Origin of the sequence: Janthinobacterium sp. SUN128, from assembly GCF_030587275.1 — a bacterium.
In the GTDB taxonomy this organism is placed as follows: Bacteria; Pseudomonadota; Gammaproteobacteria; order Burkholderiales; family Burkholderiaceae_D; genus Janthinobacterium; species Janthinobacterium lividum.
Window position 1 is genome coordinate 119,495 of record NZ_JAPWHY010000004.1, and the last position, 24,158, is coordinate 143,652.

20 protein-coding genes and 1 pseudogene are annotated in these 24,158 nt (G+C 61.7%); 5 read left to right on the top strand and 16 right to left on the bottom strand.

Going from position 1 to position 24,158, the window contains the following annotated elements:
- Positions 1 to 107: 107 nt before the first annotated feature.
- The 11 genes and pseudogenes from O3297_RS24625 to O3297_RS24675 form a co-directional block, all read right to left on the bottom strand.
- Entirely contained in the window at positions 108 to 1,172 is a 1,065-nt protein-coding gene (locus O3297_RS24625; protein ID WP_305050573.1) for a zinc ribbon domain-containing protein, read from the bottom strand.
- Positions 1,173 to 1,180: 8 nt separating this feature from the next.
- Complete coding sequence (locus tag O3297_RS24630; protein ID WP_092613221.1) at positions 1,181 to 2,296, bottom strand: zinc ribbon domain-containing protein; 1,116 nt, start codon at positions 2,294 to 2,296, stop codon at positions 1,181 to 1,183.
- Positions 2,297 to 2,362: 66 nt separating this feature from the next.
- Positions 2,363 to 3,088, bottom strand: a complete 726-nt coding sequence (locus O3297_RS24635) for a hypothetical protein (protein WP_139144208.1) — start codon at positions 3,086 to 3,088, stop codon at positions 2,363 to 2,365.
- Positions 3,089 to 3,133: 45 nt separating this feature from the next.
- Positions 3,134 to 3,889 carry a hypothetical protein gene (locus O3297_RS24640; RefSeq protein WP_305050578.1) on the bottom strand — a complete coding sequence of 252 codons (756 nt, stop codon included), beginning with the start codon at positions 3,887 to 3,889 and terminating at the stop codon, positions 3,134 to 3,136.
- A 186-nt stretch (positions 3,890 to 4,075) separates the two neighbouring features.
- Positions 4,076 to 4,180 (bottom strand): annotated as a pseudogene (locus O3297_RS28775) (zinc-ribbon domain-containing protein); the annotation flags it as partial.
- A gap of 291 nt (positions 4,181 to 4,471) precedes the next feature.
- Positions 4,472 to 6,733 (bottom strand): YgiQ family radical SAM protein, encoded by a 2,262-nt coding sequence (locus O3297_RS24650; protein ID WP_305050649.1) that lies wholly within the window; start codon positions 6,731 to 6,733, stop codon positions 4,472 to 4,474.
- A 357-nt stretch (positions 6,734 to 7,090) separates the two neighbouring features.
- Complete coding sequence (locus O3297_RS24655; RefSeq protein ID WP_034753883.1) at positions 7,091 to 7,369, bottom strand: DUF4404 family protein; 279 nt, start codon at positions 7,367 to 7,369, stop codon at positions 7,091 to 7,093.
- A gap of 11 nt (positions 7,370 to 7,380) precedes the next feature.
- Positions 7,381 to 7,593, bottom strand: coding sequence for a VF530 family protein (locus O3297_RS24660; protein WP_305050581.1), 213 nt, complete (start codon positions 7,591 to 7,593; stop codon positions 7,381 to 7,383).
- 109 nt (positions 7,594 to 7,702) lie between these two features.
- Complete coding sequence (locus tag O3297_RS24665) at positions 7,703 to 9,856, bottom strand: M3 family metallopeptidase (protein WP_305050583.1); 2,154 nt, start codon at positions 9,854 to 9,856, stop codon at positions 7,703 to 7,705.
- Between the two features lie 224 nt (positions 9,857 to 10,080).
- Complete coding sequence (locus tag O3297_RS24670; protein WP_305050584.1) at positions 10,081 to 12,246, bottom strand: M3 family metallopeptidase; 2,166 nt, start codon at positions 12,244 to 12,246, stop codon at positions 10,081 to 10,083.
- A gap of 154 nt (positions 12,247 to 12,400) precedes the next feature.
- Complete coding sequence (locus tag O3297_RS24675; protein ID WP_305050586.1) at positions 12,401 to 12,619, bottom strand: SlyX family protein; 219 nt, start codon at positions 12,617 to 12,619, stop codon at positions 12,401 to 12,403.
- A 193-nt stretch (positions 12,620 to 12,812) separates the two neighbouring features.
- On the opposite strand from O3297_RS24675, the gene O3297_RS24680 reads away from it, so the two are divergent.
- Together O3297_RS24680 and O3297_RS24685 are read left to right on the top strand one after the other, a co-directional pair.
- The gene (locus O3297_RS24680; protein ID WP_305050651.1) at positions 12,813 to 13,166 is read left to right on the top strand and encodes a type II toxin-antitoxin system RelE/ParE family toxin; all 354 of its coding nucleotides are present in this window, start codon (positions 12,813 to 12,815) and stop codon (positions 13,164 to 13,166) included.
- Positions 13,163 to 13,519: an addiction module antidote protein gene (locus O3297_RS24685; protein ID WP_305050587.1), complete on the top strand. Its 357-nt coding sequence runs from the start codon at positions 13,163 to 13,165 to the stop codon at positions 13,517 to 13,519. The genes O3297_RS24680 and O3297_RS24685 overlap by 4 nt, the downstream gene beginning before the upstream one ends.
- Before the next feature lie 7 nt (positions 13,520 to 13,526).
- Here the strand turns inward: O3297_RS24685 and O3297_RS24690 are convergent, their stop codons facing one another.
- A complete protein-coding gene (locus O3297_RS24690; RefSeq protein ID WP_051991465.1) occupies positions 13,527 to 15,587 on the bottom strand; it encodes a UvrD-helicase domain-containing protein in 2,061 nt (686 codons plus the stop codon).
- A 209-nt stretch (positions 15,588 to 15,796) separates the two neighbouring features.
- Here O3297_RS24690 and O3297_RS24695 point away from each other — a divergent pair, with 209 nt between their 5' ends.
- A complete protein-coding gene (locus tag O3297_RS24695) occupies positions 15,797 to 16,282 on the top strand; it encodes an SRPBCC family protein (protein ID WP_034780908.1) in 486 nt (161 codons plus the stop codon).
- Between the two features lie 9 nt (positions 16,283 to 16,291).
- Here the strand turns inward: O3297_RS24695 and O3297_RS24700 are convergent, their stop codons facing one another.
- Complete coding sequence (locus O3297_RS24700) at positions 16,292 to 17,413, bottom strand: HD-GYP domain-containing protein (RefSeq protein WP_254672077.1); 1,122 nt, start codon at positions 17,411 to 17,413, stop codon at positions 16,292 to 16,294.
- A 166-nt stretch (positions 17,414 to 17,579) separates the two neighbouring features.
- Positions 17,580 to 19,028, bottom strand: a complete 1,449-nt coding sequence (locus O3297_RS24705) for a dihydrolipoyl dehydrogenase (RefSeq protein WP_034780910.1) — start codon at positions 19,026 to 19,028, stop codon at positions 17,580 to 17,582.
- A gap of 128 nt (positions 19,029 to 19,156) precedes the next feature.
- Between O3297_RS24705 and O3297_RS24710 the strand changes: the two genes are divergently transcribed.
- Entirely contained in the window at positions 19,157 to 20,047 is an 891-nt protein-coding gene (locus tag O3297_RS24710; RefSeq protein WP_305050588.1) for an ArgP/LysG family DNA-binding transcriptional regulator, read from the top strand.
- A gap of 13 nt (positions 20,048 to 20,060) precedes the next feature.
- Here O3297_RS24710 and O3297_RS24715 read toward each other — a convergent pair whose 3' ends face one another.
- A complete protein-coding gene (locus tag O3297_RS24715) occupies positions 20,061 to 22,118 on the bottom strand; it encodes a primosomal protein N' (RefSeq protein WP_305050589.1) in 2,058 nt (685 codons plus the stop codon).
- Between the two features lie 135 nt (positions 22,119 to 22,253).
- Between O3297_RS24715 and O3297_RS24720 the strand changes: the two genes are divergently transcribed.
- Positions 22,254 to 22,388, top strand: coding sequence for a hypothetical protein (locus O3297_RS24720; protein ID WP_256607843.1), 135 nt, complete (start codon positions 22,254 to 22,256; stop codon positions 22,386 to 22,388).
- 571 nt (positions 22,389 to 22,959) lie between these two features.
- Here O3297_RS24720 and hemE read toward each other — a convergent pair.
- Complete coding sequence (hemE, locus tag O3297_RS24725; RefSeq protein WP_034780918.1) at positions 22,960 to 24,045, bottom strand: uroporphyrinogen decarboxylase; 1,086 nt, start codon at positions 24,043 to 24,045, stop codon at positions 22,960 to 22,962.
- Between the last annotated feature and the right edge of the window lie 113 nt (positions 24,046 to 24,158).

The following is a 24,158-nucleotide window of genomic DNA, read 5'->3' on the forward strand; positions in this document are numbered from 1 at the left end:
CAAGATAAAACAACCGTGCGCCGCCGGCTGACAAGCGTAAAAAAGCCCGGCATGGCCGGGCTCCGCGAAGGATACAAGGCGGCAAGCTGCACCGCCTGGATCAGGACTTAATCGCGCATGCGCCGCAGGGTCGTCACCCGCATGCCGCCCATGCTGATCTGCGCCGTGCTGCCATCGTCGCTGACGATAATCTCCATGGCCGCTTCGCCCGCGCCTTGCGGCGCGATCGTCACGGTATTGCCCTTGGTGGTGAAGGTGGCCTTGGTCGACGTCCCGTTATTGATCACGCTGTCACTTGTAAATTCCAGGACATTACCCATCGCCGCCTGCCATTTCCCCACCGCCGGGTGGCCGCCAAAACGGAACGCGCTCTTCAGCTTGTCCAGCATGCCCGCGCCCTGCCCGGCCGGCGCTTTGCCCAGCGCACCGGTCATGGCCGCTTGGCTCATCTGCGCTTCGTCGATGACTTGCCACTGCTTGTCGACCAGCGCCAGCGGCAACCGCACTTCCAGGTCGCCATCCGGCAAGCGTTGCAGGATCAGCGCGCGGTCCGCCGACTTGGCGAACCATGCCGCCTCATCGGTCAATACCAGGGTGGCCTTGGCCATCGCCACTTGCTGTGCGCCCAGGTCGCGCACCTGGTCGTAGCCGCTGACCTTGGCCACTTTCACGCCCTTGGCCACGCACAGCTTGTCGCCGCGCAAGGCCGCCTTGCCCGGGGCTGCCAGCGCGTAGACAAATTGCGATTGCGCAACCCAGCCACCGCTGCTTTGCTCCACGGGAGCGCTGTACAGTCCGCTACGCACGAGAATATCGAGCCATTGCCGGGTTGAACTGTCATACGACGCCACGCGGATCTCTTCCTTCTGGTACGGCAAGTTGGTGAGGCACAGCAGCTTGTCGCGCACCGCCTCGTCGGCCGCCAGGTGGGTATCGATGGCGCGGCTGAAACTGCTGGCCGAGGCCGCCTCTGGCGCCAGCAGCCACGCCAGGGCGCCACCGGCCACGATGACCACCGCCAGCGCACCGCCGGCAAGGATGAGGTGGCGCCGCTGCACACCAGCCGGCCTGGCCGGCGCGGCTGCGGCGGCGTTCACGGCCTTGCCGCATTCATCGCAGAAGCGCGCGCCGGGGACATAGGCGGTGCCGCATTTGGTGCAGAAGTGAGCCATGGTATGCCTTACTTGAGTTTATGCGCGCATTCGCCGCAGAACACGTCATCGGACGCGACCGGTGCCTTGCAGCTTGGGCATTGCAGGCTGTCAACAGGTGCGGCAGCCGGCGTGGCAGGTGCGGCTGGGGCAGTCGCCTGCTCGGCCAGGGCGCGCGCGCGTTCACGCGCTTCCTCGGCTTTTTTCTTGACCGTGGCCAGGCCGTCGTTCAGGCTTGCTTCCGAGGCGCTGAAATCGACATTGCGCGTGGCGTTCAGGTAAATGATGCACACGCCCTTGGTAAAGATCAGGCCAGGCACTACGGCCGCGGCCGCCAGCAGCAAGCCGCCGCCCAGGCCGGCTGCGATGATGTAGCCGGAACCGCCGCTCAGACCCGAAGCCAGGGAATACATGTTCATCTGGCCGCCCAGGCCCAGGATGCCTGCGGACATGCCGCTGGTCAGCGACACGCCGGTACCGAGCACGCCAAAGATCAGCAGGGCCACAAACGAGGTGATCAGGAACAGCAGCACTTCCAGCAAGATCACGGACACCAGTTTGGTGCGCACGATCAGGTTCAGACGGGCAATGATCTGGAACACGCTGGCACCCGACCAGGCGGCAGGACCGGCCAGCGGCAGCATCACGTAGAACAGCGCAAACACCAGCACGCCCAGCACGATGGCCGACAGCGGGAAGACAACCGTGTACAGCACGGGGCCGAGCACGGGGATCTTGCAGACGAACAAGATAATGGCGATGGCGATCATGGCCGCCAGTACGATCAGGAATTCAAGGAAGACGACCGCGATCAGGCGATGGCTCGTGTACAGCGAAACGAGCACGGCATCCACCAGACTCATGCCCGGCTGGCCTTGCGCATCGCGCATCAGCAGGATGCCCACGGCGTTGGAACCGTAGAACATCACGAGGAAGGCCATCAAGCCGCCGAAAAAGGCCAGCAGCGGACTGCTCATGCCGCCGGCAAGCGTCGCCAGCACGCCACCGACAAGCACGGCGCCGATGAAGGTCAGGGCCAGCAGGGCAATCGCGCGGAAGTTCTTGATGGCATCGGTCGCTTCGATCAGCGAGCCCACGGCGGAGGAAAAGGGAAGAGGTTGATGTGCTTCGGTGGAAGTGGTCATGTAAAGCCTAGTGGAAATGAATCGGGAATGGAGCGGCCTGCCGGGCCGCCCCGTGGTACCAAGGTGTTAGTAGGCGAGCGCCAGTTGCAGCTCGCTTGCGGGCGCCTGGCGCTGGACGATCTGCAGCTTGACGTCCTGGCCGCCGACGCGCTTGCTATTCAGGTACAGGGCCGTGCGCACCGGGTAAATGCCCTGCGGCACGCCTTCCGGCATGGGAATCGAGAAGCCGCCCTTGTAGGCGCCGCTGCCGTTATTGCTGCTGACTACCTTGCGCACAGTCTTGATCAGCTCGCCATTTGGCTTGTACAGGCTCAATTCCTCTTCCACCAGCGGGTTCGGATCGCGCGTGCCGGCCGCCACTTCGATATACGAATTGGTCTGCGCCTTCTGGCCCGGACGCACGGAAGATGGCGTAAAGCCCGTCTCGTACTTCACCAGGGTCGACTGCTCGGGCAGCTTGCCCTTGTTGGCCACCTTGTAGTCGGTCTGCACCTGCTGCGCCGTCTTGACTTGCTGGCTTTGATAATTCAAGGCCACGCAGGCAAGCGCGCCCAGGCTGGCACCCAGCGCCGCGCCGCGCACGGTGTTGTTACCGCCGCCCAGCAAGCCGCCCACGACGGCGCCGATGCCGGCCAGCATGGCCGTATTGCATTCGCCGCTGGCCGCTTCCGTGCCTGCGGTGGTGGTATTGCCGGTGGCGCCAGGGCCGCCCGGCGCGGCGCAGCCGGCCAGCATCGAGGACACGACCAGCATCGCCACCATGGGCTTGGCAATTTGTTTCAAGTTTTTCACGTCATTCTCCAGGAGGATCAAAATAGTGGGGAGGCAAGCAGCGGCTTACTCGATCTGAATTTGCGACAGCGCCTTGTCCTGCGCTTCTTTCGCCTTGCGCTTGATATCGAGCGCGTAGCGGTTGCCCGTGTCCATGCGCAACACGGCATTCGCGTTGGCAATGGCACAGTCGTATTTGCGCTGGCTCATGCAATGGCTCGCTTCCGACAGGCTGTCCGTGATGACGCTTTCCAGGCCGGTCGTCTGTTTGACAGGCGCCGGTGGCGGGGTCACCTTGACGGGCTTGGCTGGTTTTTCCACGACGGGTGCCGGTGCCGGTGCCGGAGCAGGCACCGGTGCAGGTGCTGCCGCCGGTACTGACGCGGGTTCGTCCGCAGCCGCGGCAGGTGTCGCGGCAAAATCGGCCGTCGCGGGGCCATCGAGCGCAGGGTCGCTAATGGCCAGCGGCTGCTCGGTGGCAGGCGCAGGGTCCTCCAGCGCGGGCAAGGCTGGAGCGGGTTCGGATGCCGGTGCAGCCGGCTTGCCTGACAAGAAATAGTAAGCGCCCGCACCGCCCAGCAGCACCACCGCGGCGACGGCTGCGGCGACCAGTTTCTTGCGCTTGCCGCCCGGTTGGCTGTCAACCGGCGTGTCGGGAACGCTGTCTGCCACGGGTGCGGGCGTGGCTTCTGGTTCCGGTGCAGGCACGGGATCGGCACGGCGCTTTTCCAGCACGGGCGGTGGCGGCGGTGCGACTGGCGCCGGGATGGAAACGGGAATCGGTTCCGGGACAGCTTCCGCGACCACTTCTGCCACAGGCACGGGCTCAGGAACGAACGCACGCACCGGTTCAGGAATCGGCTCAGGAATAACCTCAGGAATGGGCTCAATAATCGGCTCAAGAACCGGTGCCGGCGACGCCACTGGCGCCACGGCAAAGCAGAATGCGCACTTGGGGCAGAACTTGGCATCGGGCTTGCAGTCATGGCCGCATTGGCCACAGGCTTTGCCCGGCAGCGGGGCGGCGGCAGGAGCGGCGGCAAACGTCGTGCCGCAGGAAGAACAGAATTTTGCGCCCGGCTTATTCTCGGCCTGGCAGGAAAGGCATTTCAATTGGCATCTCTTTTCATCTAAACACTGGGTGGCGCGTACGCTGGCGCTTGCCAGAATGGCAGCTTTGTTGCCGTACGGCTAAATATCCAACGAGTATATTTTCAAACACTGAGTTGCCACAAGGGAAAATTGCCTTTTGCTCTATTCATTTTTTAAATATTGGTAAAAATCCTGCTGCCAAGGCTTGCCGCCACGCCATCCCGGGGCGCAGATAGCAAAAAACCCGGCAACGCAGTACGCGTTGCCGGGTTTCGAGAGGATGCCCCAGGTGCCGGGAACAGTGACGCTGGCTTACTTGCGTCCGCCCCGTGCCGGCGCAGCATGGCCGCCCTTGGCTGGCGGCTTGCTGCCACGGCCCATCGGCACGGCGGCCGGCTTGGCCTTGGTCTTGATGGTCGACAAGATCGATGGACGCACTTTCGATTCGACGGCGCTCGCCTTCGGTGCGGCGGCCGTGCCGCCCAGGGCGATGCGGTTCTTGCCTGGCGTAACCTTGAACTTGTCCGGCGTGCCGGCGCCATGCGTCTGGCGGCTGCGTTCGCCTGCGGCCAGGCCGCCCGATTCCGATGACGTCCAGGCCGGGATCAAATGCTTGTCGCCATTGCCGATCAAGTCGCCACGGCCCATGTTGACCAGTGCTTCGCGCAGGATCGGCCAGTTGGCCGGGTCCTGATAGCGCAGGAACGCTTTATGCGTGCGGCGGATCTTGCCACTGCGGGCCGTTTCCACCACTTCCGAGTCTGCCGTCACCTTGCGCAAAGGATTCTTGCGCGTGTGATACATGGTCGTCGCCATGGCCATCGGCGTGGGCATGAAGGTTTGCACCTGGTCCAGCTTGAAATTGTTTTTCTTCAGCCACAGGGCCAGGTTCAGCATGTCCGTGTCCGTCGTGCCCGGATGGGCGGCGATAAAGTAGGGGATCAAATACTGCTTCTTACCCGCTTCCAGCGAGAAACGGTCGAACATTTCCTTGAACTCGTCGTAAGCACCGATGCCGGGCTTCATCATCTTCGACAAAGTCCCCTCTTCCGTGTGCTCGGGCGCAATCTTCAGCAAGCCGCCGACGTGGTGCGTCACCAGTTCCTTCACGTACTCGGGCGAACGCACGGCCAGGTCGTAGCGCAAGCCCGAGCTGATCAAGACTTTCTTGATGCCGGGAATGGCACGCGCCTTGCGGTACAGGGAAATGAGCTTGCTGTGGTCCGTGCCCAGGTTCACGCAGATGGACGGGTACACGCAGGACAGGCGGCGGCACGAGACTTCGATCTCTTTCTCTTTGCACGCCAGGCGGTACATATTCGCCGTCGGACCACCCATATCGGAAATGGTGCCCGTAAAGCCTTTGGTTTTATCGCGGATATGCTCGATTTCGCGCAGGATCGACGGTTCCGAACGGCTCTGGATGATGCGGCCTTCATGTTCCGTGATCGAGCAGAAAGTACAGCCGCCGAAGCAGCCGCGCATGATGTTGACGGAAAAGCGGATCATTTCCCAGGCGGGGATATGCGCCTTGCCATAGCTCGGGTGCGGCGCGCGCGCATAATTCATGTCGTACACGCCATCCATCTCGTCCATGGCCAGCGGCAGCGGCGGCGGGTTGAGCCACACGTCGCGTTCGCCGTGCGCCTGCACCATGGCGCGCGCATTGCCGGGATTCGATTCCAGGTGGAATACGCGCGACGCGTGCGCATACATGACGGGGTCATCCTTGACGACGTCGTAGGCGGGTAGGCGCACGACCGTCTTGTCGTGCTTTTCCTTGGCCATGGCCAGGCGCTCTTCGCGGCTCATGATGCGGATCGGCTTGATGACTTCGGCCGATTTCGACGCATTTTCCGTGGCGCAGGCGGTCTTGTCTTCCTGCACCATCTCGTACGGGCTGTAGTGCGGATCGATCTTGCCGGGCACGTCGACGCGGGTGGAATTGTGCACGCCCCAGTCGTCGCCGGGCAACCAGCCGGACGGCACCATGAAGGCCGTGCCGCGCAAGTCACGGATATCCTTGATCGATTCGCCGGCGGCCAGGCGATGGGTCAGGTCGACCAGCGCCCGCTCGGCATTACCGAAGATCAACAAATCAGCCTTGGAATCGGGCAAGACGGAACGGCGGACCTTGTCCGACCAGTAATCGTAATGGGCGATGCGGCGCAGGGATGCCTCGATGCTGCCGATGACCACGGGCACGTCGGGATACGCTTCGCGCGCGCGCTGGGCGTACACGGTGACGGCGCGGTCCGGGCGCTTGTTCGGTTCGGCATTCGCCGTGTAGGCGTCGTCGGAGCGGATCTTGCGGTCGGCCGTATACTGGTTGACCATGGAATCCATGTTGCCGGCGGTAATGCCGTAGTACAGGCGCGGCTTGCCGAGGATGCGGAACGCGTCGGCCGACAGCCAGTCCGGCTGGCTGATGATGCCGACTCGGTAACCCTGCGCTTCGAGCAGACGGCCGACCAGGGCCATGCCGAAACTCGGATGGTCGATGTAGGCGTCGCCCGTGACGAGGATGACGTCGCACTGGTCCCAGCCCAGCGCGTGCATCTCGGCACGCGACATCGGCAGGAAAGGCGCCACGGCAGCGCGGGCAGACCGCTTGGGAACGGTCGCAAATAAATTGGTAGGGGAGCTCATAGGGTACGGATTGTACCGGAATTGGCCATTTCCAACCTGACGGCCTGCTTTTTACTGTTGGATTTCAGTACAAAAAACGTTTATTTTTCAATCACTTGGGAAATTCCCATCGAGAAATTGTGACTGAGGAGCAGTTTTTTATCATTACATCAATACCGTCTCGGCGCCTCTCAAAACCGTAGCGAGCAAGCTCAATGCCGGGTTGAGTAGCGGAACCGTACGAAGGTACGGTGAGCAACGGATGCCCGGCAGTGGGCTGCGCAGTAGGTTTTCAGAGGTGCATCAGATACCCATATTGGCGAGAATCTCACCCAATTCGCGTAAGGCCGGCTCCAGTTTCGGATGCTTGACGGCAAACTTGGCCGACAATTCCTGGCTCCGCTCGGCCAGTCCGTAGGTGGTCGATTCTTCTTCCTGTTCCTGCGCGGCGCGCTTTTCCATCAGCAACTTGATGTCGACATCGAGTTTTTGCAGCAAACCATGCAGTTCTTCATCGACGGGGCCGCTGGTTTCCAGTGTCGAATGCAGTTGTTGCAGCGATTCCTTGAGTTTGCTATCCATGTTTTTTCCTGTCAGTCAGTAAATTGCGTGCCCAGGTACAGCTGTTCCACCTTGCTCCTGGCCCACGGGGTCTTGCGCAAAAACTTCAGGCTCGACTTGATGCTGGGATCGCTGATGAAGCAATTGATATCGATGTGCTTGGCCAAGCCGTCCCAACCGTAGTGGGCCTGCAGACGCGTCACGATACCTTCCAGGGTAATGCCATTCAAATCTTGCTGACTCATATACTCTTTCGACTGCCTTCTTATTTACATCTTACTCAATTCTACGCCGCCGGCACGGAAAGCTTGCGTGCGCCATGTCAACGCAACGCAAGCTTCTGATGGGGACGCCTTACTTCGCGTTCAAGCCGCGACGTTCCAGCAATGGTTCCACGGTGGCATCGCGGCCGCGGAAGTCGCGGAACAGTTGCAGCGCATCGACGCTGCCGCCGCGCGACAGCAATTTGCTGCGGAACCAGTCGCCATTCTTGCGCGTTAGGCCGCCGTTTTCCTTGAACCAGTTAACCGATTCCGCGTCCAGCTTTTCCGACCACAGGTAGGCGTAATACGCTGCCGAGTAGCCGCCCGAGAAGCTGTGCGAGAAGTAGCTGGTGCGGTAGCGCGGCGGCACGGGTGCGTAATCGACGCCTGCATCCTTCAGCGATGCCGCCTCAAAAGCCAGCACATCGGTCGGGATCTGGCTCGGCGCCAGCTGGTGCCAGCGCTGGTCCAGCAGGGCGGCCGACAGGTATTCCGTCGTCATGAAACCCTGGTTGAATTTCTTGGCGGCCGTGACCTTGTCGAGCAATTCCTGCGGCATCGCCGCGCCGCTCTGGTAGTGCTTGGCATAGTTTTGCAGCACTTCCGGCCAGACAGCCCACATTTCATTGACTTGCGATGGATACTCGACGAAGTCGCTCGGCACGCTGGTGCCGGCAAAGCGCGGGTATTTCACGTTCGAAAACATGCCGTGCAGCGCATGGCCGAATTCGTGGAACATGGTCGTCACTTCATCGAACGTCAGCAAGGTCGGCTGGCCGGCGGGCGGCTTCGGAATGTTCAATTGGTTGGCGACGACGGGATGCGTGCCCATCAACGACGATTGCGACACGTATTCATTCATCCACGCGCCGCCATGCTTGTTGCCGCGCGCATAGAAGTCGGCGATGAACAGGGCCAGCGGCTTGCCGTTGGCGTCGAGCACGTCGTAGACGCGCACGTCCGGGTTGTACACCGGTAGATCAGTGCGCTGCTTGAAGCTGATGCCGTAGAGTTTATTGGCGGCAAAGAAGACGCCATTGTTCAGCACGCTGTTCAATTCCAGGTACGGTTTCAGCTCGTTTTCATCGAAATTGAAACGTTGCTTGCGCAGCTTGTCCGTGTAGATGGCCCAGTCGGCGGCCGCCACCTGGAAGCCGCCCTTCTCGGCATCGACCACTTGCTGCAGGTCGGCCGCTTCGCGGCGCGCGTTGGCAACGGCCGGTTTCGCCAATTCCGACAGCAGGGTGTTGACGGCCGTGGTCGTCTTTGCCGTCTGGTCTTCCAGCGAGTAGGCGGCGTAATTGGCGTAACCGAGCAGGGTGGCCCGTTCGGCGCGCAATTTGGCCAGCTTCAGCACGATGGCGCGGTTGTCGAACTCGCCGCCCTGGCTGCCGCGGTTCAGCGACGCATCCATCAGGCGCTGGCGCGTCTTGCGATCCGTCAATACGGCCAGCGGCGGCTGGCCGCTGGTGTTGACGAGGGCGATGACGAACTTGCCCGTCAAGCCGCGCTCCTTGGCTGCCGAGGCGGCCGTATCGATATCGCTGTCCGTCATGCCGGCCAGTTCGGCGCGCGTGTCGACGACGATGCTCTTGGCATTCGTTTCCTTCAGCACGTTTTGCGCGAAGGCCGTTTCCAGGCCCGCCTGCTCGGCGTTGTAGGCTTTCAATTTTTCCTTGTCCGCATCGGACAGCTTGGCGCCGGCGCGCACGAAATCCGTGTGATAGCGTTCCAGCAAGCGCAGGGATTCGGCATCGAGGCCCAGCTTGTCGCGCTTGGCGTACAGGGTGTCGATGCGGGTAAACAGTTTCGGATTCAGGGTGATCGCATCGGCGTGCGCGGCCAGCTTCGGCGACACGTCCACTTCCACCGCTTCCAGCACGCTGTTCGTGTTGGTCGAGGTCATATTGCTGAAGATGCTTTGCACGCGGTGCAGCAACTGCCCCGTGCGCTCGAGCGCCACGATGGTGTTTTCAAACGTGGGCGCCTGGCGGTTGCTGGCAATCGCGTTGACTTCGGCCAGCTGGCGTTTCATGCCTTCGGCAAACGCCGGCGCATAGTGCGCGTCCTTGATCAGGCCGAACTGCGGCATCTGGAATGGCAGCGGGCTGGCTTTGAGCAGGGGGTTCTGCGCGCTGACGGCGGCGGCGGGCGCGGATTTTGCGGTGGCGGCAGCCATGGCGGACGGAGCGGCGTGGGCCAGCATGACGCTGGCGGCGATGACGAGCAGTTGTGGACGGATCATGACATCTTTCAGGAAGCGCGGGGAAGAACCGCGATCGCGTCGCGGGCCAGTGGTAGATCATAGCAGTCTGTCACACAGGCGTCATCCAACATGGGCGATCCTGTGGTGCATCACGCCAAATGCGCGGTTTACCACGGTTTATGAACAGAATCGCCAAATAAAAATGGCCGCCCGTTGCAGGGCGGCCATCGATGTTCAGTACCGGCCAGGCCGGTGAACGGGCATTACTTGGCGTTCAAGCCACGGCGTTCCAGCAGCGGCTCGATCTTCGCATCGCGGCCGCGGAAGTTGCGGTAGATGTCGAGCGCATCGGCGCTGCCGCCACGCGACAGCAGTTTATTGCGGAACCAGTCGCCGTTCTTGCGCGTCAGGCCGCCGTTTTCCTTGAACCACTCGACCGTGTCGGCATCGAGCTTTTCCGACCACAGATACGCGTAGTAGCCGGCCGAGTAGCCGCCCGCGAACGCGTGCGAGAAATACGTGGTGCGGTAGCGCGGCGGCGCCGGGGCGAAATCGACGCCGGCATCCGTCAAGGCGGCTTTTTCAAACGCCAGCACGTCGGTCGGGATCTGTGCCGGGGTCAGCTGGTGCCAGCGCTGGTCCAGCAGGGCCGATGCCAGGTATTCCGTGGTTTTATAGCCCTGGTTGAAATTGTCGGCCGCCGTCACTTTTGCCAGCAGCTCGGCCGGGATGGCCGCGCCCGTCTGATAGTGCTTGGCATAGTTTTGCAGCACTTCCGGCCACAGCGCCCACATTTCATTGACTTGCGACGGGTATTCGACGAAGTCGCGCGGCACGCTGGTGCCGGCAAAGCGCGGGTATTTCACGTTCGAAAACATGCCGTGCAGCGCATGGCCGAATTCGTGGAACATGGTGTTGACTTCGTCAAACGTCATCAGGGTCGGCTGGCCAGCTTCCGGCTTTGGAATGTTGAGGTTATTCGCGATGACCGGCTTGCGGTTCAACAAGCTCGACTGGCCCACGTAGGCATTCGCCCAGGCGCCGCCGCGCTTGTTGCTGCGCGCGTAAGGGTCGAGCGTAAAGATGGCCAGCTGCGTGCCGTCTTCATTGAAGACATCGTACACCAGCATGTCGGTGTTGTAGACGGGCAAGTCGGTGCGCTGCTTGAAGGTCAAGCCATACAATTTGCCAGCAGCAAAGAACACGCCCTTGGTCAGCACACTGTGCATTTCAAAGTACGGTTTCAACTGAGTCTCGTCGAAGTTGTAGCGTTCGGCGCGCACCTTGTCGCTATAGAAGGCCCAGTCGGCAGCGCCCACCTTGAAGCCGCCTTTGCCTGCATCGATGACCTTCTGGATATCGTCCGCTTCCCGGCGCGCGTTGACGACGGCCGGCTTCGCCAATTCGCCCAGCAAAGCGTTCACGGCGGTCGTGTCGTGCGCCGTCTGGTCTTCCAGCGAATACGCCGCGTAGTTCGGGTAGCCCATCAGCGCGGCACGTTCGGCGCGCAGTTTTGCCAGTTCCAGCACTTCCTGGGTATTGTCGAATTCACCGCCACGGCTGCCGCGCGCTTGCGAAGCGGCCATGATGCGTTCGCGCAGGGCGCGGTTGGTCAGCAGCGACAGCGGCGCCTGGCCCGTCGTGTTGACGAGGGCGATCACATACTTGCCATCCAGGCCACGCTTCTTGGCCAGGCCGGCAGCCACCTCGATGGCGGCCGGCGACAGGCCGTCGAGTTCTTCGCGCGTATCGACGACGACGGCCGAGGCGTTCAATTCCTTCAGCACGTTCTGCGCGAACTTGGTCGACAGGGCAGCCAGCTGGCCGTTATAGGCACGCAGCTTTTCCTTGTCCGCCGCCGACAGCTTGGCGCCGGCGCGTACAAAATCGGTGTGGTAGCGTTCCAGCAGGCGTTTCGATTCCGCATCCAGGCCCAGCTTGTCGCGCTTGGCGTACAGGGTGTCGATGCGCTTGAACAATTTGTCGTTGAGCATGATCGCGTCGCTATGGGCCGCCATTTTCGGCGCCAGTTCGCGTTCCAGGCCCTGGATCGTCTCATTCGTATTCGAACCGGACATCACGGAAAACACGGTGCGCACGCGGCTCAGCAACTGGCCCGAGCGTTCCATGGCCACGATGGTGTTGTCGAAGGTAGCTGGCTTCTTGTTATTCGCAATCGCGTTGATTTCCGCCAGGTTGGCGGCCATGCCTGCCGTAAAGGCGGGCGCGTAGTCGGCGTCCTGTACCTTGTCGAACGGCGGATAGTTGAATGGCAGGCTGCTGGCCTGCGCAAACGGGTTCGAAGCGGGCAGCGTTGCCGCCGCGGTAGCGGCAGTGGCAGGTGCTGTAGTGGCGGTGGCAGCAAAAGCGGCAGCGGCTGGCGCCAGCATCAGGCTGGCGGCGATGACGAGCATTGTTGGACGGGTCATGTCTACTTTCTAGGAGCGCAAGAGAGCCGCGATTGTGTCGCGGGCCAGCTTGAAATAATAACAGCCTGACACACTTGCGTCACCCGCAACGACTGACCTTAACGGGTGGGCGGGTAATGAATGGTTTTCATGCGTCCCGCTCCACGATGCCGATTTAGTAATGCGGCGGACGTTCGTTGACCAGCCCGCCATTTGCCTGCTGCGCCCCATCGCCCACATGTTCACCCAGCTTGTGCAGCATCGCCTCGAGCTGGTCGATGCGCTTGCCCTGCTGGTACACCATCTGGTTCAGCGACTCGACCAGGTCTTCCTGCTGCGCCAGCTTGATTTCAATATCGACGAAACGTACTTCCATCTGTTCTGCATTGTCCATGGTGCTTCTGCTCATTTCTGACTGAAAGCGGCATTCTACCGCCGCAGTAGCGTGAGCCAGGACAAACCTCGTCCATTCGCCATCGGTCAGACGGCCATTGCTGCCTATTCTTTCGTTTGGCCCTCTCAAATCGCTTGACGAATGAGAACAAACGATTACAATAACTGCATCCACGCCACCCGAACCACCGCTGATCGACACGCGCAAGACGGCCAAATACCGGCGCTGGGAAGACTCGCTGCACGATGTTGCGGCCGCCGCCATCGACGCGCGCATCAAGCACTTGCAGCACGGCAAAAAGGGCGACTGGCGGCCAGTGGGTGAAGGCGTGTGCGAGCTGCGCTTTTTACAGACGGGGCCAGGCTGGCGCGTGTATTTTCATGAAACGAACCGGGGCACCCTGATCTTGCTGCTGTTGGGCGGCAACAAATCCAGCCAGCAGCGTGACATAAAGCAGGCGCAAGCGATCCTCCGGGAGCTGAAAGCCCGGCAGGCGGCCCTCAAAAAAGCGGCGGCAAGCCCCTCCACAGGAGCACGAAAGAAATGAACCACGACATCGACCACGACACCTTCGACCTCGACGACCTGGAAGCATTGGGACTGAGCAAATTTGACCCGACACAACACCTGACCAGCAAGGCCGCCGTGGCCGCCTACATGAGCGAAATCGTCGCCACTGGCAATGCCGAACTGTTCCAGTCCGCCATGAACGACGTGGTGCGCGCCTACGGCATGGGCAAGGTGGCGGCCAGGGCCGACATCACGCGCGAAGGCGCGTATAAAGCCTTGCGCGAAGGCAGCAAGCCGCGCTTCGAAACCATTTTAAAGATGCTCGATGCGCTGGGCATGCAGCTGGCCATCGTGCCAAAAAACACGCCAGACGGCGCAGTGGAAGCCTGAGCGCCGCTTACCCTTTCGGCGCGGCCAACAGCGCCTTCATGCGCGCCAAACGCTCCTTGGGCGAAATCACTTCCGCTTCCGTCGGCACGGCGTCGCCCACGTCGAGTTCCATTTCCTTGATGAAACGCGACGGGTCGCAATGGACTTGCTCGCCAGCCCGCTTGCGCTTCTTGCACCACGTAATGTGCAAGGTGCGCTGGGCCCGCGTGATGCCCACATACATCAAACGCCGCTCTTCCTGGATGCGCGCGGCGATGGTTTCGGCCGGCGCGTCAGGGTCGCCCTTGTGCGGCAAGATGCCCTCTTCCACGCCGACCAGAAACACGTGCGGAAACTCGAGACCTTTCGACGCGTGCAGGGTCGACATGCGCACGGCGTCCTGCTCCTCGTCCTTGCCCTCGAGCATGGTCATCAAGGCCACCATCTGCGTCAATTCCAGCACGTTCTTTTCTTCGCCATCGCGGTCCTTGCCGCCCCGGCCCCGTTCCTTGAGCCAGTTGACGAATTCCAGCACGTTCTGCCACTTGCTTTGCGCCTGGCGTTCCTCGAAGGCATCGTACAGATACGATTCGTAGTGGATTTCCTTCATCATGTCATCCAGCACTTCGGCCGCGTTGTCGCCGCTGCCGGCCGCGCCAGGACGGCTGGCGCGCGATTCGAGGTCGTTGATGAAGTTGCAGAAGTCGCGCAGCGGCCCCAGCTGGCGGTCCGTCAGCTTGGCCTCGATGCCGCCCTTGAAGACGGCCTGGAACAGCGAGCACTGCCACTGCCCCGAGAACGCGCCCAGCACCTCCAGGGTCGATTGCCCCACGCCACGGCGCGGCGTCGTCACGGCGCGGATGAAAGCCGGGTCGTCATCCTCGTTGGCCAGCAGGCGCAGATAGCTGATGATGTCCTTGATCTCGGCCTTGTCAAAGAAGCTCTGGCCGCCCGAAATCGTGTACGGAATGCGTTCCTTGCGCAAGCACTGCTCGATAATGCGCGCCTGGTGGTTGCCCCGGTACAAAATGGCGTAATCGGAAAATTTATTCTTGCGTTCAAAATGGTCGGCCGAGATCATGATGGCCACCTGTTCCGCCTCCTGCTCGTCCGTCTGCATGCCCAGCACCTTGATCGGCTCGCCCAGGCCATGTTCGGACCACAGCGACTTTTCAAACAGTTTAGGATTGTTGCCGATGACGGCATTGGCTGCATTGAGCACGCGCATGGTGGAGCGGTAATTCTGCTCCAGCTTGATCACGCGCAAATCGGGGAAATCCGTCTCCAGGGTCTTCAGGTTTTCCACGGTGGCGCCGCGCCACGCATAGATCGCCTGGTCGTCGTCGCCCACGGCCGTAAACATCGGTTTCTTGCCGATGCCCGTCACCATCAGTTTCACCAGTTCGTACTGGCAGGTGTTCGTATCCTGGTATTCATCGACGAGCAGATAGCGCAGGCGGCGCTGCCACTTGTCGCGCACGGGACCGTTGTTGCGGAACAGTTCCACCGGCAAGCGGATCAGATCGTCGAAATCGACGGCCTGGTAGGCGGAGAGCGTTGCCACATAGCTGCGGTAGATGCGTGCCGCGTTCGCCTCGTCCTCATCCTTGGCTTGTGCCAGCGCCATGTCCGGGTCGATCAGGCCATTTTTCCACAAGGACATGGCGTTCTGGATGCCGCGAATGACCTGTTTATCGGTGGTAATGGCGAGGTCTTGCACGAGGGAAAAACAGTCGTCGCTATCCATGATGGAAAAGCGGTCCTTCAGCCCCACGCCATTGGCTTCCTGGCGCAGGATTTTCACGCCCAGCGAGTGGAAGGTCGACACCGTCAACTGCTTGGCCTGGCGCGGCTGTTTCAACAGCTTGGCGATGCGCTCCTGCATTTCCAGCGCCGCCTTGTTGGTGAAGGTCAAGGCGGCGATGGTGCGCGGGTCATAGCCCCGGTCTTCGATCAGATGGGCGATCTTTTGCGTAATCACGCGCGTCTTGCCCGAGCCGGCGCCCGCCAGCACCAGGCAAGGGCCGTCGAGGTAGGTAACCGCTTCGCTTTGGGGCGCATTCAGACCGAACTGTGGTGCTTTGGACATCAGGGTATTTCCGCAGGGAACAGCAGCCCATTGTAACAGCGTCGCGCAGGCTATTTGCATGGCGGGCCATGCCTGAAAAACAGGCAATGGCATTGATATATCGCCATCTGACGCCATCTTGACCCATGCAATGCGTGCGGCACGGCCACGCCTGGAGTACCATTCCGCCTATATCGCCCGTGTGCGCCCACTTACCGAATGGCAGTCCCATGAAATTTGAACACCTGATTGAAATCAACGATCCTTTGAACCCGCTGATCGACACCTTGACCCTGGAGCAAGTCTGGCGCGGCCTGGTCTTGCGCGCCGAGTCGCCGAAACTGTTCGTGCCGCACCTCGATGAATGCCAGATCAGCGAGCGCAGCGATACCGGCTTCGCGCGCAGCCTGCGCTATGGCGAGCTGGTCATCAACGACAGGGTGGTGCTGGTGCCGCAATTGCAGGTGCGCTACGAAGTGCCGGCGCAAAAGGATATCAGCGCGTCCTCGCTGGTGATGACCATCGAAATGCCCGACGAAGCGAGCATGTGGGTACGCTTCCAGTACGACGACGGCCACGACGCGGCCACCGATGCGGCCAACGCCCTGTACGACGACTTCCGCCGTTCCGCCTACAAGGAGTCCGACATCGACACCGTGCGCATCATGCGCGAACTGGCAGTCGAAGGACGGCTGGATGCGGGCTTGCTGAATTAAACGCCTGGGCTACATTCGCGCGCTGCGGCCCCACAGCTGATCAGGGCGAAACTGCAAACCCGCCTGCTCCGCACTGAGCACTTCGCGGATGGCGTGCAAGTCCACGCGCGTATCGCGCCGCAGCGGCACGTCCAGGCGCGCGCCGCGGGGGCCGATCAGCGACTGCACGTGCGGCGTGGCGGCATTCAAGCCCTTGCGCGTGACGACGCCGATTTCCCCATTGAGCAGTTTGACGAAGGTGCCGACCGGGTAGATGCCCAGCTCGCGCACCAGCAGGGACGCCAGCGGCGCATCCAGCGTGGCCTTGTCGGCCATCAGCATTTCGCGCAGGGCCACGTTCGGCAGCAAGGGCTGGCGGTAGCTGCGCTTCGAAACGCGCGCGCAATAGCGGTCGGCCAGCATGATCAGGCGCGCGCCGATGCCGATCGCCTCGCCTTGCGTGCCCAGCGGATAGCCGCTGCCATCGATATTTTCATGGTGCTGCAGTACGGCCTGCAGCCAGACGGCGTCCGTGACGCCCGCCGCGCGCAGCAGGTCGACACCGGCTTGCGGATGAGCGCGCAAATAGGCCCGCTCCTGCGCGTCCAGCGGTCCCGCCTTGTGCTGGAAATCCGCATGGCGTTCCAGCATGCCCACATTCATGCTCAGCGCGGCCAGCACCACGCTGCGGATCACGCCATCATCGAGTTTCAGGGCGCGCGCCAGCAGGGCCGTGATAACGGCCGTGTCGACGCTGTGGCGCACGGCAAAGTCGCCCGCGCCTTGGTTGTGCAGGATGCAAGCCAGCGCCACGTCCGCATCCAGCGCAACAGCCTCTTCCACCAGCTGCGCCAGCGGCGCGAGGGATAGGTGGCTGCCCGCCTGCCCGGCGGCAATGGCCGGCAGGACGAGGGCCAGGCCTGCCGTGACAAGGTTCAGCATGCGCAGGGCCGACGGCGCTTCCGTGGCCGTGCGCGGCACGTCCGCACTGGTATCGGCGATGACGCCATGCGCCAGCAGCAATGCGATCTGGTTCTCGCTGCTGATGACATGGCCCAGCCTGGCCAGCAGGCTGCCCGTCTCGCCGTGCACGTCCCAGGGCAGGGCCACGCCCAGGGCGAGTTCTCCCGCGTAAATGCGCCGAATTTTCACATCGTCTCCGTGCCATCGCCAGCCGCTACCCTTTTTACCATTGCGGCATGGGCGGCATGTGCCAATTGAAATGTTTTTTGCTTTTAATCAATATTTCAATGTGGCAGCGATGATCGCGCAATCATGTGAGCTTGTCTACAAAATTATATAAATCATAAAGTTGCATTCAGGGCCCAGGTGTGCAATCGGCGCAGCCGGGCGCGTGTTCCGGGTCTTTTTCCAGGTGCAGCGCCAGCTCGCGCAAGGCCGTGCGCACACCTTCCTCGATGACGGGGTGGTAAAACGGCATGTCGAGCATGGCTGGCACCGTCAGCTGCGCCTGGCATGCCCAGGCCAGCAGATGGCCCAGGTGTTCCGCCCTTGGGCCGATCAGCTCGGCGCCGAGAAAGCGCTTGCTGCCAAATTCCGCATACACGCGCAGCAAGCCCTGGTTTTGCAGCATCACGCGGCTGCGGCCCTGGTTGCCGAATGACACGGCACCGACGGCGAAGCGGCCTGCATGGCTCACGCACAATTGCTGGTACGTCGCGCCCAGGGTGGCGATCTGCGGCTCCGTGAAGGCAATCGTCAACGGCGTGCGGCGCAAGCCTGGTTTGACGTCAGGAAAGCGCGCCGCGTTGTCGCCCGCGATGCGGCCCTCGTCGGCCGCCTCGGGCAGCAGCGGCAGTGCGTTGTCGGCATCCCCGGCAATGAAGATGGCGCTCTTGCCACACTGCATGGTATGCGGGTCATGCAGGGGAATGCCGTGGCGGTCGAGTTCGATTTGCGCCGTTTCCAGGCCGATCTTGTCCACGTTCGGCGCCCGGCCGATGGCGGCCAGCACATACTCGAACTGCTCGGTTTTTTCCACGCCGGCGGCATCGCTGCTGGTGAGCAGGATGCCGCTGCCGTCCGGCGCTTTTGCCATGTGCGCAACCTTGGTCATGAATCGGATATCGAGTTCGCGCGCCAGCACGGCATCCGCCTCCCGCAGCACCAGCGGGTCCGTCAGCTGCGCGACTTTATTGCCACGCGCAAACAAGGTCACGCGCACGCCCAGCCGCGCCAGCGCCTGGCCCAGTTCCAGGCCGATGACGCCGCTGCCGACCACGGCCACGGAGCCTGGCAAATCCGTCCACTCGAACACGGCGTCGCTGGTGATGACCCTGTCTCCCGCCGCCTGCCACTCGGGCGGCACGATGGGCGTGGAACCGGTGGCGATCACCACGCTGGTGGCCTCGACAAGCGTATGCTCATCCACCTGCAATGTGCCGGGGGAAATAAAACGCGCATGGCCGCGCAGTTTTTCTTCGTCAGGGATGGCGTTGACGCCGTCGAGCACGAAGCCGACAAAACGGTCGCGCTCGCTGCGCACCCTGGCCATCACTTGCCGGCCATCGATGCGCACGGGGCCCGGGTGCACGCCAAAAGCCGGCGCGGCAGCCACGGCATGGGCCGCCTCGGCCGCCGCGATCAGGAGTTTGCTGGGCATGCAGCCCACCCTCGCGCAAGTCGTGCCGTACGGTCCGCTTTCGATCATCAGTACGCGCTTGCCCTGCATGCGCGCCGCCTTGTGCGCCGTCATGCCGGCCGTGCCGCTGCCGATCACGGCCACATCCACTCGTATCGTCTTCATGGTGCTATCCATCCACTGAGGTTGCTCACAGCGTTCGATACTACCCGTTTGCCAAAAATAAGGTTTTACTTTGCAGCAATATATGCATTAGTATAACTAATCATTTTCAAAATTTATAAGCTGAGCTAATGGGATCACTCGATTATCGCGCGCTGGCCGTGCTGGACGCCGTTGCCAGCCATGGCAGTTTCGACAAGGCCGCCCTGGCGCTGGGCATCACCCAGTCGGCCGTCTCGCAGCGCATCAAGGCGCTGGAAGACGCCAGCGGGCGCCTGCTGATCATCCGTGGCCAGCCTGCCGTGCCGACGGGACTGGGCCAGCGCCTGATCGTGCATCACCGCAACGTCAAGCTGATGGAAGCGTCGCTCGACATCGACCTGGGCAACAGCGTCAGCATGCCGGAAATCGCCATCGCCATCGATGCCGACAGCCTGGCCACGTGGTTTCCCGACACCTTGTCCGCCCTGCTGGCGCCACCGCGCTGCCAGCTCGACGTGCGCCTGGCCGACAGCGACAGCGCCCTGCAGATGGTGCGCGACGGCTCCGTGTTCGGCTGCGTAGCAGCCGAGTCCGGCACAGCGATCGATGCGGCCGCGGCCACCAGCGTCACGCCGCTGGGCACCTTGCGCTATGTCTGCGTGGCAACACCCGTATTTGCCGGCCACTGGTTCGGCGGTGGTTTTATTGCCGAGGCGGTGCAACTGGCGCCCGCCGTGGTGGGCCAGCACGGCTTGCTGGCGCGTTTCCTTGCTGAACAATTGAGCATGCGTGAACCGTTTCCGCACCACACCTTACCCGTGGAAGCGACGCGCCGCGGCTGTGTCCAGGATGGCCTCGCCTACGGCTTGATGCCGCAGCGCCTGGCCGCGCAGGCGCTGGCAACAGACCGTCTCGTGGATCTGATGCCGGGCAGCACCCTGGACGTGCCGCTGAGCTGGCATGCGTGGACCCTGGACACGCCGTTTACCAAGCTGCTGTCCGAGCAGATCGTCAAGTCGGCGCGCGACTATCTGAACTAATTCAGTGAATTCATTAAATATCCAGCGGGTCCACTTCCAGCGACCATTTCACGCGCGTCTTCATGGCGCGCAATTCCGCCAGCCATTCTTTTAAAAACGCCTGCAGCGCGGGCCGCGAGGGGGATTCCAGCAGCAGCTGGGCACGGTCCACGTTGTAGACGCGCGTCATGCTCATGGGAATCGGGTCATTGATGGTCACCTGCGGGTGTTCCATGCACTCTTTCGCCGCCTGCAGGAACTCGATGGCCGTAGCCAGTTCGGGCGCCTCGGCGCGCAGCAGGGCCTGGAACAGATACGGCGGCAGCGCCGCCTGGGCCCGCTCTTCCAGCAAGGTCGTGGCGAAGTGGTCGTAATCGTGGTTGACGACGGCGTCGTACAGGGGATGGCGCGCATAGCGCGTCTGGATCAGCACCTCGGACACGCTGCCCCCTTCCGTCTGCGCGGCGCGCCCGGCCCGGCCCGCCACCTGCATCAGCTGGGCGAACAGCCGTTCGCTGGCCCGGTAATCCTGGGAAAACAGGGCCGTGTCCGGATTCAAGATACCGACCAGGGTCAGTTTTTTGAAATCGTGGCCCTTGGCCACCATCTGCGTGCCGATCAGGATATCCACTTCGCCCCGGTGCACGGTGTCGAACGCTTCCTGCGCGCTGCCCTTCTTGCGCGTGGAATCGGCGTCGATGCGCAAGATCCGTGCCTCGGGAAACAATTGCTGCAAGCCTTCTTCCACCCGTTGCGTGCCGCGTCCCAGCGGCTGCAGGTCGACGTTGCCGCAGGTGGGGCAATGGCGGGGAATACGCAGTTCCAGGCTGCAATGGTGGCAGCGCAAGCGGTGCTCGGGCTTGTGCAGCACCATGAACGAAGTGCAGCGCGTGCAATTGCTGATCCAGCCGCACGATTCGCAGCAGATCACGGGCGAATAGCCGCGCCGGTTCAAGAACAGCAGCGACTGTTCCCCGCGCTCCATGCGCAGTTTCAAGGCGGCTACCAGATGCGAAGTCAGGCCGTCTTTCGGCTTGTCGCGCTCCATGTCCAAAATCTTGACGCGCGGCAACACCGCATTCTTGACGGCCCGTTCGCGCAATTCCAGCTTGCGGTAGCGCCCCGTCTGTGCATGGTGCCAGCTTTCCAGCGACGGCGTGGCCGAACCGAGCACGATGGGGATCTGCAATTGCCAGGCGCGCCACACAGCCAGGTCGCGCGCCGAATAGCGCAAGCCTTCCTGTTGCTTGTAGGACGGGTCGTGTTCCTCGTCGATGACGATCAGTTTAAGTTTCGGCAAGGACGCCAGGATGGCCAATCGCGTGCCGAGCACGATGCGCGCCTGGCCCTGGTGGGCGGCCAGCCAGTGCAGCATGCGCTCGCCTTCGGACAGGCTGCTGTGCAGGGTGGCCAGCATGACGCCGGGAAAGCGCGCGCGGATATTGCCTTCCAGCTGGGGCGTAAGGTTAATTTCCGGCACCAAAATCAGGATTTGCGCATCGTCCTCGCGCGCCAGCACCTGGGCGCAGGCTTGCAGATACACTTCCGTCTTGCCGCTGCCCGTCACGCCATACAGCAGGGTTGGCTTGAAACCCTGGGCGCCGCCGATGGCGTCCGCCGCTTCCTGCTGCGCCGGGTTGAGCGCCGGCATGTTCAACGGCGTGCCGTCATGCGCGTCGGCCAGCTTGCCCAGCTTCTTGATGGCGCGGTCGAGCGCCACGGTGGTGAGCACGCGCAGATTCTTCGGTAAACCCGGCAGCGCCACTTCACCGAGCGGACGCTGGTAGTAATCGGCGGCAAAGGCGGCCAGCGCCAGCCACTGTTCCGACAGGGGCGCCAGCTGGCTGCGCACGGCCAGCACATCCTTCAATTTCGCGGCGGGCACGTCGGTGCTGTCGGACACGCCGACGATCAGCCCCATCACTTCGCGCCGGCCGAACGGTACCAGCGCCAGCTGCCCCACTTGCGGCAGTACAACGACAGCGTCCGCACCGGCATCCACCGCCGCGTTCCAGCGGTAGTCGAACAGGGCGTTCAAGGGCGTGTCGAGCGCGATTTTCAGGATGCACGACGTCAAAATGCACTGCGACATGGAAGTAGGGCCTATCTCAATAAAAAAGCGCGCCGCAGGGGAAATGGCGCGCGGGATGTCCGGCATCAAGCCAGCGGGCCATGATACTGGTTTCACCTATCAAACGCCTAACGGCGGACAGGACAGCATGTCATCATGCCTGAAGAAAATTCTGTGGATAACTTTGTGGACAAAGCAAAATTAACTTTCAGAAAAATGTGGACAGAAAATTTCGATCGCCGTCAAGAGCGGCACGCAAGAAAAATTAACCATTTAAAATCAATGGCTTAAAAATTGATGCCCGGGAGGCTACAAATCCACAGGACATTTCCGCCGCTGTGCATAACTGAACCATTTGTAATTTATTTATACAGAAATCAGCACCACTTTGAGGCACCCGATCGGGAAAACCGGGGGCGGCCTGCGGCAAAGTTGACAATTGCCGGGCAAGCGTTCGTTTTTACCTGCCGGGCGGCGAAACATTGTTCAATTATCATGCACTGCAACATACACTTCACGTGAAACCTGAACATCGACGCTAAGTATCGGTTAACAAATTACTTTTCAATTTTATCCACAGAATCTGTTGATAACTTTGTGGACAATGAAGGAATAAGGCCTGCGAACGAAAGAATAACCTTATCAATAGCAACAAAGTCCGCCGAACAAGGCATTTTTTATTTCTTAATAATCAAGCACTTGCAAAGCATCCCCGGGCATGGCTTTTCGACTGCCTCTTATTTCCGCAGCAAAAAAAATTGTGCATAAGTCGGTATTTCTTGCTAGGGCGCAGCAAAGAAAAAGGCAGGCTTCCGCTGGAAAGCCTGCCTTTTCTGTCCCTGCGCGAGGGGAGGCGCTGAAATTACTGCCCGCTGCGCATGGCGCGGCTCATGCTGTGCACGGCTTCCACCATCGCTTCCACGGATTCCGGTGGCGTGAACTGGGAAATACCGTGGCCCAGGTTGAATACATGGCCCGTGCCGGCCGATGGCGCGCCAAAGGCGTTGAGCACTTTCGCCACTTCCGCGCGGATCTGCTCGGGGCTGGCGAACAGGATGGCCGGGTCGAGATTGCCCTGCAAGCCCACTTTATGGCCGACCAGCTGGCGCGCGCGCGTCAGGTTGACGGTCCAGTCCAGGCCCACGGCATCGGCGCCGATGTCGGCGATCTGCTCGATCCATTGGCCACCGCCCTTGGTAAACACGATGGCGGGAATCTTGACGCCATCCTTGTCGCGTTTCAGCTGCGCCACCACTTGCTGCATGTAGGCCAGCGAGAATTCCTGGTAGGCGCCGTCCGCCAGCGCACCGCCCCAGGAGTCGAAAATCATCACAGCTTGCGCGCCGGCATCAATTTGCGCGTTCAGGTACTGCGCCACGGAGGTGGCGTTAATCGCCAGGATGTGGTGCATCAGGTCCGGGCGGTTGTACAGCATCTTCTTGATGGTATGGAACTCTTTCGAGCCGCCGCCTTCCACCATGTAGCAGGCCAGGGTCCAAGGGCTGCCGGAAAAACCGATCAGCGGCACGCGGCCGTTGAGTTCCGTGCGGATCTGCGTGACGGCCTTGAAGACGTAGTCGAGCGATGCCAGGTCCGGCACTTGCAAGGCCTTCACATCCTGTTCCGTGCGCAGCGGGCGCTCGAACTTCGGGCCTTCGCCGTCGGCGAAATACAGACCCAGGCCCATGGCGTCGGGCACCGTCAGGATGTCGGAAAACAAAATCGCCGCGTCGAGCGGGAAACGCTCCAGGGGCTGCAAGGTGACTTCCGTCGCGTAATCGGGATTCTTTGCCAGGCCCAGGAAGGAGCCAGCCCGCTCGCGCGTGGCGCGGTATTCGGGCAAGTAGCGGCCCGCCTGGCGCATCAGCCAGACAGGGGTATGCTCGGTCGGCTGGCGCAGCAAGGCGCGCAGGAAAGTATCATTCTGGAGCGGAGCAAATTGTGGCATGGAAGGCAATCAATAGCTTGGAGAAGCGGTATTATCGCATCCAATCGCCGCCATTTCATTGATTCCGGTGCCGCTTTGCAGCATTTGCCACGCACAGCGATGACTTTCGTTGT

Excerpts from the sequence above, each read along its gene's own strand:
- hemE (WP_034780918.1), bottom strand. The coding sequence starts at position 24,045 with ATGCCACAATTTGCTCCGCTCCAGAATGATACTTTCCTGCGCGCCTTG.
- O3297_RS24715 (WP_305050589.1), bottom strand. The coding sequence starts at position 22,118 with ATGTCGCAGTGCATTTTGACGTCGTGCATCCTGAAAATCGCGCTCGAC.
- O3297_RS24710 (WP_305050588.1), top strand. The coding sequence starts at position 19,157 with ATGGGATCACTCGATTATCGCGCGCTGGCCGTGCTGGACGCCGTTGCC.
- O3297_RS24670 (WP_305050584.1), bottom strand. The coding sequence starts at position 12,246 with ATGACCCGTCCAACAATGCTCGTCATCGCCGCCAGCCTGATGCTGGCG.
- O3297_RS24655 (WP_034753883.1), bottom strand. The coding sequence starts at position 7,369 with ATGGATAGCAAACTCAAGGAATCGCTGCAACAACTGCATTCGACACTG.
- O3297_RS24695 (WP_034780908.1), top strand. The coding sequence starts at position 15,797 with ATGAAATTTGAACACCTGATTGAAATCAACGATCCTTTGAACCCGCTG.
- O3297_RS24685 (WP_305050587.1), top strand. The coding sequence starts at position 13,163 with ATGAACCACGACATCGACCACGACACCTTCGACCTCGACGACCTGGAA.
- O3297_RS24705 (WP_034780910.1), bottom strand. The coding sequence starts at position 19,028 with ATGAAGACGATACGAGTGGATGTGGCCGTGATCGGCAGCGGCACGGCC.
- O3297_RS24650 (WP_305050649.1), bottom strand. The coding sequence starts at position 6,733 with ATGTCGCGTGCCGAGATGCACGCGCTGGGCTGGGACCAGTGCGACGTC.
- O3297_RS24690 (WP_051991465.1), bottom strand. The coding sequence starts at position 15,587 with ATGTCCAAAGCACCACAGTTCGGTCTGAATGCGCCCCAAAGCGAAGCG.
- O3297_RS24630 (WP_092613221.1), bottom strand. The coding sequence starts at position 2,296 with ATGACCACTTCCACCGAAGCACATCAACCTCTTCCCTTTTCCTCCGCC.
- O3297_RS24660 (WP_305050581.1), bottom strand. The coding sequence starts at position 7,593 with ATGAGTCAGCAAGATTTGAATGGCATTACCCTGGAAGGTATCGTGACG.
- O3297_RS24625 (WP_305050573.1), bottom strand. The coding sequence starts at position 1,172 with ATGGCTCACTTCTGCACCAAATGCGGCACCGCCTATGTCCCCGGCGCG.
- O3297_RS24675 (WP_305050586.1), bottom strand. The coding sequence starts at position 12,619 with ATGGACAATGCAGAACAGATGGAAGTACGTTTCGTCGATATTGAAATC.
- O3297_RS24720 (WP_256607843.1), top strand. The coding sequence starts at position 22,254 with ATGCCTGAAGAAAATTCTGTGGATAACTTTGTGGACAAAGCAAAATTA.
- O3297_RS24665 (WP_305050583.1), bottom strand. The coding sequence starts at position 9,856 with ATGATCCGTCCACAACTGCTCGTCATCGCCGCCAGCGTCATGCTGGCC.